This window comes from Pseudomonas sp. B16120, from assembly GCF_044218845.1.
GTDB classification, from domain to species: Bacteria; Pseudomonadota; Gammaproteobacteria; order Pseudomonadales; family Pseudomonadaceae; genus Aquipseudomonas; species Aquipseudomonas paracarnis.
Genome location: NZ_CP162588.1, coordinates 3,924,775 through 3,938,266, shown reverse-complemented (window position 1 = coordinate 3,938,266; position 13,492 = coordinate 3,924,775). Strand labels below are relative to the sequence as shown.

13 protein-coding genes are annotated in these 13,492 nt (G+C 61.1%); 6 read left to right on the top strand and 7 right to left on the bottom strand.

Annotation, left to right across the window (positions count from 1 at the left end):
• From AB4P90_RS18125 to AB4P90_RS18115, 3 genes are read right to left on the bottom strand one after another with little or no spacing between them, the layout of a single operon-like run.
• Entirely contained in the window at window positions 1-1,266 is a 1,266-nt protein-coding gene (locus tag AB4P90_RS18125; protein ID WP_395605212.1) for a dihydrolipoamide acetyltransferase family protein, read from the bottom strand.
• Window positions 1,267-2,325: an alpha-ketoacid dehydrogenase subunit beta gene (locus AB4P90_RS18120; protein WP_005789444.1), complete on the bottom strand. Its 1,059-nt coding sequence runs from the start codon at window positions 2,323-2,325 to the stop codon at window positions 1,267-1,269.
• Between the two features lies 1 nt (window position 2,326).
• Entirely contained in the window at window positions 2,327-3,562 is a 1,236-nt protein-coding gene (locus AB4P90_RS18115) for a 3-methyl-2-oxobutanoate dehydrogenase (2-methylpropanoyl-transferring) subunit alpha (RefSeq protein WP_014719015.1), read from the bottom strand.
• A gap of 195 nt (window positions 3,563-3,757) precedes the next feature.
• Here AB4P90_RS18115 and bkdR point away from each other — a divergent pair, with 195 nt between their 5' ends.
• Window positions 3,758-4,246, top strand: coding sequence for a Bkd operon transcriptional regulator BkdR (gene bkdR, locus AB4P90_RS18110; RefSeq protein WP_003174877.1), 489 nt, complete (start codon window positions 3,758-3,760; stop codon window positions 4,244-4,246).
• 408 nt (window positions 4,247-4,654) lie between these two features.
• On the opposite strand, the gene AB4P90_RS18105 is transcribed toward bkdR, so the two are convergent.
• The 3 genes from AB4P90_RS18105 to AB4P90_RS18095 form a co-directional block, all read right to left on the bottom strand.
• Window positions 4,655-5,518: an IS3 family transposase gene (locus AB4P90_RS18105; protein WP_020300743.1), complete on the bottom strand. Its 864-nt coding sequence runs from the start codon at window positions 5,516-5,518 to the stop codon at window positions 4,655-4,657.
• Entirely contained in the window at window positions 5,515-5,808 is a 294-nt protein-coding gene (locus tag AB4P90_RS18100) for a transposase (RefSeq protein ID WP_020300742.1), read from the bottom strand. Before AB4P90_RS18100 ends, AB4P90_RS18105 begins: the two co-directional genes overlap by 4 nt.
• Before the next feature lie 390 nt (window positions 5,809-6,198).
• Entirely contained in the window at window positions 6,199-7,062 is an 864-nt protein-coding gene (locus AB4P90_RS18095) for an MBL fold metallo-hydrolase (protein ID WP_014719014.1), read from the bottom strand.
• 94 nt (window positions 7,063-7,156) lie between these two features.
• On the opposite strand from AB4P90_RS18095, the gene AB4P90_RS18090 reads away from it, so the two are divergent.
• The 5 genes from AB4P90_RS18090 (at window position 7,157) to AB4P90_RS18070 (ending at window position 12,522) form a co-directional block, all read left to right on the top strand.
• Window positions 7,157-7,492: a helix-turn-helix transcriptional regulator gene (locus AB4P90_RS18090; RefSeq protein ID WP_038450607.1), complete on the top strand. Its 336-nt coding sequence runs from the start codon at window positions 7,157-7,159 to the stop codon at window positions 7,490-7,492.
• A 51-nt stretch (window positions 7,493-7,543) separates the two neighbouring features.
• Window positions 7,544-8,788 carry an FAD-dependent oxidoreductase gene (locus tag AB4P90_RS18085; protein WP_395605211.1) on the top strand — a complete coding sequence of 415 codons (1,245 nt, stop codon included), beginning with the start codon at window positions 7,544-7,546 and terminating at the stop codon, window positions 8,786-8,788.
• The gene (locus AB4P90_RS18080; protein ID WP_395605210.1) at window positions 8,789-9,595 is read left to right on the top strand and encodes a sulfite exporter TauE/SafE family protein; all 807 of its coding nucleotides are present in this window, start codon (window positions 8,789-8,791) and stop codon (window positions 9,593-9,595) included. It begins immediately after the preceding gene.
• Between the two features lie 141 nt (window positions 9,596-9,736).
• The gene (locus AB4P90_RS18075) at window positions 9,737-11,380 is read left to right on the top strand and encodes an MFS transporter (protein ID WP_054917398.1); all 1,644 of its coding nucleotides are present in this window, start codon (window positions 9,737-9,739) and stop codon (window positions 11,378-11,380) included.
• Window positions 11,377-12,522 carry an HlyD family secretion protein gene (locus AB4P90_RS18070; RefSeq protein WP_003192298.1) on the top strand — a complete coding sequence of 382 codons (1,146 nt, stop codon included), beginning with the start codon at window positions 11,377-11,379 and terminating at the stop codon, window positions 12,520-12,522. Before AB4P90_RS18075 ends, AB4P90_RS18070 begins: the two co-directional genes overlap by 4 nt.
• Here the strand turns inward: AB4P90_RS18070 and AB4P90_RS18065 are convergent.
• Complete coding sequence (locus AB4P90_RS18065) at window positions 12,511-13,386, bottom strand: aldose 1-epimerase (RefSeq protein WP_014719009.1); 876 nt, start codon at window positions 13,384-13,386, stop codon at window positions 12,511-12,513. The genes AB4P90_RS18070 and AB4P90_RS18065 overlap by 12 nt on opposite strands.
• Window positions 13,387-13,492: the final 106 nt, after the last annotated feature.

The window sequence follows — 13,492 nt, the reverse complement described above, 5'->3', positions numbered from 1 at the left end:
TTACTCCAGGAACAGGCTGGCGGGTTGTTCGAGCAGGCCGCGAATGGCCTGGATGAATTGCGCCGCGTCCATGCCATCGACCACGCGGTGATCGAAGGAGCTGGAGAGGTTCATCATCTTGCGCAACACAATCTGGCCCTTGATCACCATCGGCCGCTCAACGATACGGTTGACGCCGACGATGGCCACTTCCGGCAGGTTCAGCACCGGCGTGCTGACAATGCCGCCCAAGGCGCCAAGGCTGGTCAGGGTGATGGTGGAACCGGACAGCTCATCGCGGCTGGCCTTGCCTGTGCGTGCGGCATTGGCCAAACGCGCGATTTCTTCGGCAGTGCCCCACAGGCTGCGGGCTTCGGCGTGACGTACCACCGGCACCATCAGGCCCACGTCGCTCTGGGTGGCGACGCCCACGTGCACGGCACCGAGGCGAGTGATGACCTGGGCTTCGTCGTCGTAACGCGCATTGATCTGCGGGAAGTCGCGCAAGGCTACCACCATGGCCCGCACGATAAACGGCAGCAGGGTCAGCTTGCCGCGTGTCGCACCGTGCTTCTCGTTGAGATGCACGCGCAACTCGTCGAGGGCGGTGACGTCGATTTCTTCCACGTAGCTGAAATGCGCGGCGCGCCGGGTGGCGTCCTGCATGCGCTGGGCGATCTTGCGGCGCATGCCGATCACCGGGATTTGGTGTTCGTCGTTGCGCTCGGCGTAAGGGTTGGCGGCACTGGCGCCCGTTGCCGTGCCCTGGCGCAAGTAAGCCTCCAGGTCTTCATGCAGAATTCGGCCGGCAGGCCCTGTGCCCTGGACCAGGCGCAGTTGAATCCCGGCATCCAGCGCGTGTTTGCGCACGGCAGGCGAGGCCAATGGGCGTTCGCTGGCTTCACGGGCCACGGGCGCTTGCGGCGCTTTCACTGCTGCAGCGGGCTTGCTTTCTACCGGCGCCTGTACCGGTTTGGCTTCGGCCACAGGCGGCGCGGCCTTCGCCGGCTCGGCAACCACGGGTACATCCTTGGTATTGCCTGCGCCTTCTACTTCAATGCTGATCAAAATACTGCCCACTGCCATGACCTCACCCGGCTCGCCGCCGAGGGAAATCACTTTGCCGTGGACCGGCGAGGGAATATCCACCATCGCCTTGTCGGTCATCACATCCGCCAGCACCTGGTCTTCAACCACCAGGTCGCCGACCTTTACATGCCATACCGACAATTCAACTTCCGCGATGCCCTCGCCAATGTCCGGCATCTTGATAACGTGCGTGCCCATTCAGACCTCCATGACCCGTTTCAACGCCGCGCCCACTCGGGACGGCCCTGGGAAATACGCCCATTCCTGCGCGTGCGGGTAGGGGGTGTCCCAACCGGTGACGCGTTCGATCGGCGCTTCCAGGTGGTGGAAGCAATGCTCTTGCACCAGCGAGACCAACTCGGCACCAAAGCCGCAGGTGCGCGTGGCCTCATGCACCACCACGCAACGGCCGGTCTTTTTCACCGACTTGACGATGGTCTCCAGGTCCAGCGGCCACAGGCTGCGCAGGTCGATGACCTCGGCGTCGATGCCGGTTTCTTCAGCGGCGACTTGCGACACATACACGGTGGTGCCGTAGGTCAGCACGGTCACGGCCGAACCCGGACGCACGATGGCGGCCACATCCAGCGGCACGGTGTAGTAACCGTCCGGCACCTGGGCTTGGGGGTGTTTGGACCACGGCGTTACCGGGCGGTCGTGGTGGCCATCGAAAGGGCCGTTATACAGGCGCTTGGGTTCGAGGAAGATCACCGGGTCATCGTTTTCGATGGAGGCGATCAGCAGGCCCTTGGCGTCATAGGGGTTGGACGGCATCACCGTGCGCAGGCCGCAGACCTGGGTGAACACCGCTTCGATACTCTGGCTGTGGGTCTGGCCGCCATAGATGCCGCCACCGCAGGGCATGCGCATGGTCAAGGGCGCAGTGAACTGGCCGGCCGAGCGATAACGCAGGCGTGCCGCTTCGGAAATGATCTGGTCGGTGGCGGGGTAGACGTAGTCGGCGAACTGGATTTCCGCTACCGGGCGCAGGCCGTAAGCGCCCATGCCCACGGCCACGCCGACGATGCCGCTTTCCGAGATGGGGGCGTCAAACACCCGCGAGCTGCCGTACTTGGTCTGCAAGCCTTCGGTGCAACGGAACACGCCGCCGAAGTACCCGACGTCCTGGCCGAACACCACCACGTTGTCGTCACGCTCAAGCATCACATCCATGGCCGAGCGCAGGGCCTGGATCATGGTCATGGTGGTGGTGGTCATGGCGGTTTCCAGTTCGATGCTGTTGTTGTGGTCGTTCATGTCACACCCCCAACTCTTGACGCTGGCGCTTCAGGTGCTCTGGCATCTCTTTATAGACGTCCTCGAACATGGTCGCGGCGCTTGGAATCTGGCCACCGGCGAGGGTGCCGTACTGTTCGGCTTCCTTCTGCGCCTTGACCACTTCGGCTTCAAGTTCGGCACTGACCGCCGCGTGTTCCTCTTCGGACCACTGGCCAATTTTGATCAGGTGCTGCTTGAGGCGGGCAATCGGATCGCCCAGCGGGAAGTGGCTCCAGTCGTCGGCGGGACGGTACTTGGATGGGTCATCGGAGGTGGAGTGTGGGCCGGCGCGGTAGGTGACCCACTCGATCAGGGTGGGCCCCAAGTTGCGGCGCGCACGCTCGGCGGCCCAGGCCGAGGCGGCGTACACGGCGATAAAGTCGTTGCCGTCCACGCGCAGGGAAGCGATGCCGCAACCGACGCCGCGTCCGGCGAAGGTGGTGGCTTCACCGCCGGCGATGGCCTGGAAGGTGGAAATCGCCCACTGGTTGTTGACCACGTTGAGAATCACTGGCGCGCGGTACACGTGGGCGAAGGTGAGGGCGGTGTGGAAGTCCGATTCAGCAGTGGCGCCGTCGCCGATCCAGGCCGAGGCGATCTTGGTATCGCCCTTGATCGCCGAGGCCATGCCCCAGCCCACGCCCTGCACGAATTGGGTGGCAAGGTTGCCGGAAATAGTGAAGAAGCCCGCCTCCTTGACCGAATACATGATCGGCAACTGGCGGCCCTTGAGCGGGTCGCGCTCGTTGGACAGCAGTTGGCAGATCAGGTCCACCAGCGGCACCTCGCGGGCCATCAGGATGCTTTGCTGGCGATAGGTGGGGAAGCACATGTCGTCGATATTCAAGGCCAGGGCCTGGGCGCTGCCGATGGCTTCTTCGCCAAGGCTTTGCATGTAGAACGACATTTTTTTCTGACGCTGGGCGACCACCATGCGGTTGTCGAAAATGCGCGTCTTGAGCATGGCGCGCATGCCGCGGCGCATGATCTCGGTGGAGACACCCTCGGCCCACGGGCCAAGGGCCTGGCCCTGATCGTCGAGCACACGGATCAGGCCCTTGGCCAGGTCGGCGGTGTCGGCCGGTTCTACGTCGATGGCGGGTTTGCGTACCAGGCCGGCGTCGGTCAAACGCAGGTAGGTAAAGTCGGTCTTGCAGCCTGGGCGGCCCGAGGGTTCGGGAACATGCAGGCGCAGCGGTGCATACGGCTGGGTCATGGCTTTCTACGCTCTATCTTGTGAATTTCTTGTAGTGGGCGCGCTAGCTGACAGTCAGTCTTCGGGTAGAAGAAATCTTGTCCTACAACAATCATAGGCGTGGCGTAGAAGAATATTTATCTGTGTTTCATTGCGCTCACGGTCATTTGCGGATAAAAAAACTGCATAAACATAATAAACAGGTGATTTTGTCTCATGCGCAAACTGGACCGTACTGATATCGGCATTCTCAACGCCCTGCAGGAGAATGCCCGGATCACCAATGCCGACCTGGCCCGCTCGGTCAACCTGTCGCCCACGCCGTGTTTCAACCGGGTCAAGGCGATGGAAGAACTGGGGCTGATTCGTGAGCAGGTCACGCTGCTGGATGCTGATTTGCTGGGGCTGCACGTCAATGTGTTCATCCATGTGAGCCTGGAAAAACAGAACGAGCTGGCGCTGCAGCAATTCGAAGGGGCGATCTCGGATCGGCCTGAGGTGATGGAGTGCTACCTGATGGCCGGCGACCCGGACTATTTGATCCGCGTGTTGGTGCCCACGATTCAGTCCCTGGAGCGCTTTATGATGGACTTTTTGACCAAGGTGCCGGGGGTGGCGAACATTCGCTCCAGCTTTGCCTTGAAGCAAGTGCGCTACAAAACCGCATTGCCATTGCCGGCCAACGGCATCAGCCTCGGTTCCTGATTCAACACGGGACAAAATGTGGGGCTTGCCTGGGATGACGGCCTGCCAGCCGACGCCAATCTACCTGACACCCAACGATCCAACTGTGGGAGCTGGCTTGCCTGCGATGGCGGCCTGACAGCCGACGCCAATCTACCTGACACCCCCGCAGTCCAAATGTGGGAGCTGGCTTGCCTGCGATGACGGCCTCCCAGGCGACACATATCTACCTGACACCCCCGCAATCCAACTGTGGGAGCGGGCTTGCTCGCGAAGGCGGCCTGGCAGGCGACACAGTTGGATTGTGTACATATCCATTCCTGCGGTAACGGCCACCTAGGGTTCCGCTTTTACAGCGGGTCACTTTTGGAAAAGAGCCCCAAAAGTAACCATGGGCCTGTCCCCCGGCAGCGTACGCCATGAAGCTGGTTATCCAGTCTTCTGCCTCAAGCTCTTTGCATATTCGTTCGGAGACCGATACCCCAAAGCTGAGTGCAGTCGACTGCTGTTGTAAAACCCATGCACATAGCTGGCGATCGATAGCTGTGCCTGTTTTTTGGTGGGGTAGACCCCAAAAGCCTCCTCTCTTTTCAGCGTAGCGAAAAAACTCTCCGCCACTGCGTTATCCCAGCAATTTCCCTTTCGACTCATGCTCTGTTTGAAGTCCTTCTTAGCTAACGCTAGACGGAACTTACTGCTTGCGTACTGACGGCCCTGATCGGAGTGAAATACTGCTCCGCTAGTGCCAGAACAGGCGCTCCAGGCATTCAGAAACGCACTTTCCACCAGGCCATCTGGCATGCGGTCTGACAAGCTGTAGCCCAAGATCTGGCGGGTCTGGATGCTCAACACTACGGCCAGATACAGCCAACCCTCTCTGGTTGGGAGATAGGTGATATCACTGACCCAAGTCGGAGTGGGGTTATCGATGGCAAACTGCCGCGCCACCACATTGTTCGCGACCGGCAAGTAATGGTTGCTGTCAGTGGTACAGGGCCTGAAACCGCGTTTGGACTTGCCGTGAATACCCTCCTCCTGCATCAACCGGCTGACTCGCTTGTGGCCCACTGCATACGATTTCTGGCGTAAGGCTGCGACCAACCGTGGCCGACCGTAGGTGTGTCGACTGGCCGCATAGACGCTGCGCAACTCAATGCGAATCTGAGCGTCAGGATCAGGGCGAGGCTGCCTGTGCGTGTAATCGTAGAAACCTGAAGTTGAGACTTCCATCACCCGGCACAACATACGTACCGGGTATTGAGTCCGTTCAGCAGCGACGAAGGCGTATCTCACCTGGACTCTCTGGCGAAGAATACCGCCGCCTTTTTTAGGATTTCACGCTCCATTTTTAGCTCGGCAACCTCGGCTCGCAGGCGGGCAAGCTCGCTGTCCTCCTTAGTGATGGGCTTGCGCTCGGGCGAGCTCAACGGTTGACCCTTGCGCGTGGCGTTCACCCAGTTATCGAGCGTTTTGACGGACATCTCTAGCTGGCGGGCAGCTTCGGTTCTGCCAACGCTTTCAGCTAACGCAACCGCTTGAGTCTTGAACTCATCGGTGTAGTTACGGCGAGTGGATGGATACATGGCAACCTCCAAGAGAACGATTTAAGTATCGCTTCTTGGCGTCCGTTGTCACGGGACAGGCCCACCAAAAGGGCTCTTGCCCCACCACTCGGCACCTCGCCCAGGCTCGGTGTGCCCGTAATCCGCCAGTGATTTGGGGGGCCGCCGCCACGCGCCATCCATGGCGCGGGGCGGCTAAACCGGCATCCCTGCCGGTTTACCCCCCAAATCCCTGTCGAATTCCGGCCATCGTGGTTTAACGGGGCGCCTAAGATCAACAGCAGATCAAGATCAAGATCAAGAGCGGCTCGCTTCGCATCGTGGTTACCGTTTGCTGCGACAGCCTAAAAAGTTGTGTAGATACCTATGGCTATCGCAGTTCAAGCCAGCTCCCACAGGGGATCGGTGTTTCTAGAGTTGGTTGAGGGGGATTTTCAGGTACGTCACGCCGTTCTCTTCCGCCGGCGGCATATTCCCCGCTCGCACATTCACCTGGATCGCCGGCAGCAACAAGGTCGGCATTCCCAACCCGGCATCACGCTGGGTGCGCATCTCTACAAACGCCGCTTCATCCACGCCGTCATGCACATGGATATTGCCCGCCCGCTGTTCCGCCACGGTGGTTTGGCATTTGGCTTCTCGACCCTCGGGCGGGTAGTCATGACACACGTACAACTTGGTGTCCGAAGGGAACGCCAACAGCTTGCGCATCGATGCGTACAACTGCCGCGCATCGCCGCCGGGGAAGTCGCAACGGGCGGTGCCGACGTCGGGCATGAACAGGGTGTCGCCCACCAGGATCAAGCGGCCATCGATCAAATAGGCCATGTCGGCGGGGGTGTGTCCGGGCACATGCAACGCCTGGGCCTTCAAGTTGCCGATATGAAAGATGTCATCCGGCGCAAACAGGTGATCGAACTGCGAGCCGTCCACGCGAAATTCCGGCTCGAGGTTGAACAGGTTTTTGAACACGCCCTGCACCTTGCTGATCGATTCGCCTATCGCGATCTTGCCGCCCAAGGTGCGACGCAGGTAGGGCGCGGCGGACAGGTGGTCAGCGTGGGCGTGGGTTTCCAGCAGCCATTGCACGTGCAGGCCATGCTCGCGCACAAAGGCAATCACCTTGTCGGCTTGCGTCGTGTCGGTGCGCCCGGACGCCGGGTCGTAATTGAGCACCGAGTCGACGATGGCGCAAGGGCCGCCATCGGCTTCATAGACGATATAGGTGTAGGTCGACGATGCGTCATCCAGAAAGGCTTGAATCAACGCTGGCATGGCGGCTGTCTCTGCTGAAGAAAAAAGTGGTTACAATCAGTTTACGTTTACACATAATGTTTTGAGCTTAAGTGACTTAAAGGACCCGAGGCAAATGGAATCTACGTTGAGTGAGGGCGAGGTCGCCCAGCTGCGTGCATCGGCGTCCAAGGCCTGTGCCTTGCTCAAGGCCCTGGCCAATGAAGACCGCTTGTTGATCCTGTGCCAGTTGACCCAGGGCGAGCGCAACGTCGGCGAGCTGGAAGCCCTGACCGGGGTACGCCAGCCCACCCTGTCACAACAGTTGGGCATCTTGCGCGATGAAGGGCTGGTCGCCACCCGTCGGGAAGGCAAATACATTTTCTACGGGCTGGCCAGCCACGAAGTGATTCAAGTGATGAAGACCCTGTCCGGGCTGTATTGCGGCGCGGTCATAAGAAGCTGGGCGTGACGCCATCCGGCAGCGACCCTTGTGTGCATTGACTCAAAAAGGCAGTAGACAATGACCGAACAACACTGGGGACCCACCATCAGTGGCGATATCGTAGTCATCGGCGGCGGCTCGGCAGGCATCGGCCTGCTGGCCAGCCTGCTCAAGCGCGACCCGCAGCTGAACATCACCCTCATCGAACCTAACGACTATCACAGCTACCAACCGGCCTGGACCCTGGTCGGCGGCGGCGCCTACGACCTGCACAAGACCCGCCGGCCCCTGGCCGATGTGCTGCCCAATGGCGTCAGCTGGGTGCAGGCCGCCGTCAGCGAAGTGCTGCCCGATGAAAATACGCTGGTGCTCGACAGCGGCCAGCGCGTCACCTGGAAGAACCTCATCGTCTGCCCCGGCCTGCGCCTGGCCTGGGAAAAAATCGAAGGCCTGCAAGACACCCTTGGCCAGCACGGTGTCACCTCCAACTACAGCTACGAGCACGCCGCGTATACCTGGCAGTTGGTGCAGCAACTCAAGGGTGGCAAGGCGTTGTTCACCCAGCCGGCGATGCCGATCAAATGTGCCGGCGCGCCGCAAAAAGCCCTGTACCTGTCCTGCGACCACTGGCTCAAGCAGGGCGACCTCAAACACATCGACGTCGAATTCAACCTGGCCGGTGCCGCGTTGTTCGGTGTGCCAACCTTTGTGCCGCCGCTGATGAAGTACGTCGAAAAATACAACGCCCGCCTGGCGTTCAATTCCAACCTGGTGAAAGTCGACGGCCCGGCGCGCAAAGCCTGGTTTGAAGTCAAAGACGCCGAAGGCAACGCGACGGTCGAAGAGAAAACCTTCGACATGCTCCACGTCGTACCGCCGCAGTTGTCCCCGGACTTTATCCGCCAGAGCCCGCTGGCCGATGCCGCCGGCTGGTGCGAAGTGAACCCCCACAGCCTGCAACACCTGCGCTACCCACATATCTTCGGCCTTGGCGATGTGTGCGGCACCACCAACGCCAAGACTGCTGCGGCGGTGCGCAAGCAAATCGTGGTGGTGGCGGAAAACCTGCTGGCCCTGCGCAAACAGGCGCCATTGCCGCTCAAATACGACGGCTACGGTTCCTGCCCACTGACGGTGGAGAAGGGCAAGGTGGTGCTGGCCGAGTTTGGCTACGGCGGCAAATTGCTGCCGACCTTTCCCCTCGATCCCACGCAGGCGCGCCGTTCGATGTGGTTCCTCAAGGCCACGCTGCTGCCGTGGTTCTACTGGAATGGCATGCTCAAGGGCCGCGAGTGGCTGACCCGTCTGAGCAAGGTGGACTGAATGCTGCTGGCCAGTCTGTTAGGCGTATTGATGGGCCTGGTCATGGGCCTGACCGGCGCGGGCGGCGGCATCCTCGGGGTGCCGGCGCTGGTGCTGGGGCTGGGCTTGACCATGACCCAGGCCGCGCCCGTGTCATTGCTCGCGGTGGGCGCAGCGGCAGCGGTGGGGGCCATTGATGGCTTGCGCCATGGCCTGGTGCGGTATCGCGCGGCGTTGCTGATCGCCTTGCTTGGCGCGTTGTTTTCGCCGTTGGGTGTGTTCCTCGCCCATCAACTGTCGGAGCCGGTGCTGATGGGACTGTTCAGCGCGCTGATGGTGCTGGTGGCCTGGCGCATGCTGCAACGGGAAAAGCGCGAGGCCGGGCCGAGTGACCATGGTTCGGCGTCGTGGGGCCAGAAGAACTGCATGCTCAACCAGCAGACCGGGCGCCTGGCCTGGACCGCCAAGTGCAGCGCCACCCTGGCCGCATTGGGTGCGGTGACCGGCGCCGTGTCGGGGTTGTTGGGCGTGGGTGGCGGCTTCCTGATCGTGCCGGCGTTCAAGCAGCTCACCGATGTGCAGATGCGTGGCATCGTCGCCACGTCGTTGATGGTGGTCAGCCTGCTGTCGCTGATCGGCGTGGCCGGTGCGTTTCATGCGGGCGTGAGCATCGAGCCGGTGGGCTGGGTGTTTATTGGTGCGAGCGTCGTCGGCATGTTGGCGGGAAGGCGGTTGTGTTCGGTGATTCCCGCACGGGCCTTGCAAGTGGGGTTTGCCAGTTTGTGCGTCGTAGTGGCTGTTGGCATGTTACTCAAGGCCGTCCTATAAGGTTAAAAGCTTCTACTTGTGACTGTGTCCACCTGAGGATCAAATGCGTCCACGAGATGGCAACATGAACGCCTCTCAGGTTACTGTTCCTCTGTGTAACGGATTCACCGGCCTTGCACCCCGGCTTACCAAGGTCACCGAATGGATAAATACACCCCCCACACCTGGCAACCCCACGAGCGGCCAAGCCTGCCTGGCTCGCCGTCGACGCCTCTGCACCCTACACGTAAGCGCTGGCTTTTCGCGCTGGTCGGCGTGCTGGTGGCAATCACCGGCGGCTTGGGTAACGCCCTGGTCATCGCCAACCTGCAATACCTGCAAGGCGCCCTGGGCGCGACCACCGCGGAAATGGCCTGGCTGCCCGCCGCCTATGTAATGACTAACGTGTGCATGAACCTGCTGCTGGTAAAGTTTCGCCAACAGTTCGGCCTGCGCGCGTTTACCGAGGTGTTCCTGGTGCTCTACGCGCTGGTGACCTTCGGCCACTTGTTCGTCAATGACCTCAGTTCGGCAATTGCGGTACGGGCCGCCCATGGCATGGTGGGTGCGGCGCTCAGTTCGTTGGGCTTGTACTACATGATCCAGGCATTCCCGGCCAAGTGGCGGCTGAAAGCGCTGGTACTGGGGCTGGGCACCGCGCAGTTAGCGTTACCGCTGGCGCGGCTGTTTTCCGAAGACTTGCTGCAAATCGCTGAATGGCGCGGGCTGTATTTGTTCGAACTGGGCCTGGCGCTGATCTGCCTGGGCTGCGTGTTCCTGCTCAAGCTGCCGCCGGGTGATCGCTTCAAGACCTTTGAAAAACTCGATTTTCTAACCTTTGCCATCCTCGCCAGCGGCGTGGCCTTGCTCTGCGCTGTGCTGTCCCTGGGGCGTATTGACTGGTGGCTGGAAGCGCCGTGGATCGGCGTGGCCTCCGCCTGTTCCCTGGTGCTGATCATGGCGGGGCTCGCCATCGAGCATAACCGCAGCAACCCGATGCTGATGACGCGCTGGCTGGGCAGCGGCGTGATGATCCGCCTGGCGTTGGCGGTGGTGCTGATTCGCATGGTGCTGTCCGAGCAATCCACCGGTGCGGTGGGGTTCATGCAGATGTTGAACATGAGCTACCAGCAGATGCACACCCTGTACGTGGTGATGCTGGCCGGGGCGATTGCCGGGCTGGTGGTCAGCGCGTTGACGATCAACCCGGCGCATTTGCTGATGCCGCTGATCATCTCCCTGGCGCTGATGGCGACCGGTTCGGTGATGGACAGTTTTTCCAGCAACCTGACCCGTCCGCAGAACCTCTATATCAGCCAGTTCCTGCTAGGCTTCGGCGGTACATTCTTCCTGGGGCCGACCATGGTGCTGGGCACCAAAAACGTACTGACCAACCCGCGCAACCTGGTGAGCTTCTCGGTGATGTTCGGGATCTGCCAGAACCTTGGCGGCCTGATCGGCGCGGCGTTGCTGGGCACCTTCCAGATTGTGCGCGAGAAGTACCATTCGAGCATGATCGTCGAGCACCTGACCCTGATCGATCCGCTTGTGGCGGCGCGGGTGCAGAGTGGTGGGGCGGCCTATGGCAAGATCGTCGCTGACCCGGAACTGCGCAACCTCATGGGCATCCGCAGCCTGGCCACGGCGGCCACCCGTGAGGCGAACGTCATGGCTTACAACGATGTCTTCATGCTGATCGCGATTATCGCGATCCTGACCATGCTGTGGATCTTCACCCGCAGCCTGTGGCTGATGAGCACTACCAAGGCAACTCCTCCTGTTCAACCCAGCGGCGCGACTTCATGACTGAACCTTCAACCACCACCACGACTGCCATTGCCGCCACGCCGGAAGGCAGCACGCCACCGGGCGCGGTGCCCACCCAATTGCGGCCCTTGCGCGTGCGGATCATCTCGTCCCTGGGCTTTGCCGCCATCGCCATCATCGGTGTGCTGATCGTGTTGTACGCCTGGCAACTGCCGCCGTTCAGCAGCGCGGTGGAAACCACCGAAAACGCCCTGGTGCGTGGGCAGGTGACGATTATCGGCCCGCAACTCAGTGGCTATGTGTTCGAAGTGCCGGTGCAGGACTTCCAGTACGTCAAGACCGGCGACCTGCTGGTGCGCCTGGATGACCGTATCTACAAGCAACGCCTCGACCAGGCCCTGGCACAACTGGCGGTGCAGAAGGCCTCGTTGGCCAACGTGGTGCAGCAACGCAACAGCGCCGAAGCGACCATCAAGCTGCGCCAGGCCGCGTTGGTCGACAGTCAGGCTCAGGCACGCAAGAGCACTGCGGATTTGCGCCGCAATGAAGAACTGATCAGCGATGGTTCGGTGTCCAAACGCGAACTGGACGTGACCCGTGCCGCCAACGCGCAGACCATCGCTGCCGTGGCCCAGGCCCAGGCCAGCCTGGAAATTGCGCGCCAGGATTTGCAGACGGTGATCGTCAACCGCGGCTCCCTGGAGGCAGCTGTCGCGAGTGCCGAGGCGGCAGTGGAACTGGCGCGCATCGACCTGTCCAATACCCGCATCACGGCGCCACGGGATGGTCAGCTGGGGCAGATTGGCGTGCGCCTGGGCGCTTATGTCAATTCCGGCGCGCAACTGATGGCGCTGGTGCCCAAGCAGTTGTGGGTGATTGCCAATATGAAAGAAACCCAGATGGACAATGTGCAGGTCGGCCAGCCGGTGACGTTCACCGTGGATGCGCTGAACCACCGCAAATTCCATGGCACGGTGCAGCATATTTCCCCGGCCACCGGTTCCGAGTTCAGCCTGTTGCAGGCGGACAACGCCACCGGCAACTTCGTCAAGATCGCCCAGCGGGTGCCCGTGCGCATCACCGTGGATCCGGATCAAGCCGAGAGTGAGCGCTTGCGGCCGGGGTTGTCGGTGGTGGTGAGTATCGACACGGCAGGGCGTCTCAAAAATTCACCGCCCTGACACTGGCACGCTTGGCGTGTATTTCAGGTTGAAATTGAGGTGGGTTGACTGGCCTTGCTCCAACAGCTTCAGGCCAGGCTTGCCCGCCAGGTGATGGGCATTCACTGGATGGCTCACCGGCTCGATGCAGAAAAACTCCAACCCCGGCGGGCAGTACAACAGGAAATAATCGGCGCCGCTGGCCTGGCATTCGAGACGGTAGCCAAGCTCCGGTTGTTCGATCAGGCAGTGCCCATCCCAGCCGCAAAAGCCGTTGTCCACCAGCCCCTCTGGCAATCCTTTGAGTTGCCGGAAATCCCAGGCTTCGGGAACCGGTGCCAACTCGGTGGGCAGCTTGGCTGCATCACTCATCCACACTTGCCCAGCCTTGGCCTGCAGCCGCGTACCCGGCCGGCGAGGTAAGTACGGATGCAAGCCCAGCCCATGCCACGCGGGTTGCTCGGCCAAGTGAGTTACACACAATTGAATATTCAACTCACCGTTGTTCAAGCGCAACCGCTGGCGGGCGTGATAGGCGAAGGGTGTGGCGCATTCCAATTCCAGCACCACTTCATGCGTGGTATGGCTCACCACCTGCCATGCCTGCTGCCAGGCCGAGCCGTGAATCGGTAAAGGATCAGTGAGGCTATTAGCTGCCAGTGCCAGCCAACCACCGGGGTTGTCGAACCCGCCTTGGGCGATTCGGTTGGACCAGGGTGCCAAGGGATAGCAACCCAGCTTGCCCGGCAGCCCGGTATTGATCGCCTGTGCATCGCTGTGCCGTAACAGCGGCTGCCCGGTGGCGCGCACCGTCCAGTTGACGAGGCTGCCGCCGATGGCGGGGGCGAGCACCAGATGGGTGAATTGATCCGAAAGCTCAATCACGATTGACCTGCCTGATGAAGTCAAAACAAACACTGAGGATGCAAGTGTGGGAGCTGGCTTGCCTGCGATAGCGACCTGTCAGTCAATGCATCCGTGACTGATACAC

Coding starts and splice junctions, on each gene's coding strand:
- AB4P90_RS18080 (WP_395605210.1), top strand. CDS start 8,789: ATGCTGCTGGCCAGTCTGTTAGGCGTATTGATGGGCCTGGTCATGGGC.
- AB4P90_RS18090 (WP_038450607.1), top strand. CDS start 7,157: ATGGAATCTACGTTGAGTGAGGGCGAGGTCGCCCAGCTGCGTGCATCG.
- AB4P90_RS18120 (WP_005789444.1), bottom strand. CDS start 2,325: ATGAACGACCACAACAACAGCATCGAACTGGAAACCGCCATGACCACC.
- AB4P90_RS18100 (WP_020300742.1), bottom strand. CDS start 5,808: ATGTATCCATCCACTCGCCGTAACTACACCGATGAGTTCAAGACTCAA.
- AB4P90_RS18075 (WP_054917398.1), top strand. CDS start 9,737: ATGGATAAATACACCCCCCACACCTGGCAACCCCACGAGCGGCCAAGC.
- AB4P90_RS18070 (WP_003192298.1), top strand. CDS start 11,377: ATGACTGAACCTTCAACCACCACCACGACTGCCATTGCCGCCACGCCG.
- bkdR (WP_003174877.1), top strand. CDS start 3,758: ATGCGCAAACTGGACCGTACTGATATCGGCATTCTCAACGCCCTGCAG.
- AB4P90_RS18125 (WP_395605212.1), bottom strand. CDS start 1,266: ATGGGCACGCACGTTATCAAGATGCCGGACATTGGCGAGGGCATCGCG.
- AB4P90_RS18095 (WP_014719014.1), bottom strand. CDS start 7,062: ATGCCAGCGTTGATTCAAGCCTTTCTGGATGACGCATCGTCGACCTAC.
- AB4P90_RS18115 (WP_014719015.1), bottom strand. CDS start 3,562: ATGACCCAGCCGTATGCACCGCTGCGCCTGCATGTTCCCGAACCCTCG.
- AB4P90_RS18085 (WP_395605211.1), top strand. CDS start 7,544: ATGACCGAACAACACTGGGGACCCACCATCAGTGGCGATATCGTAGTC.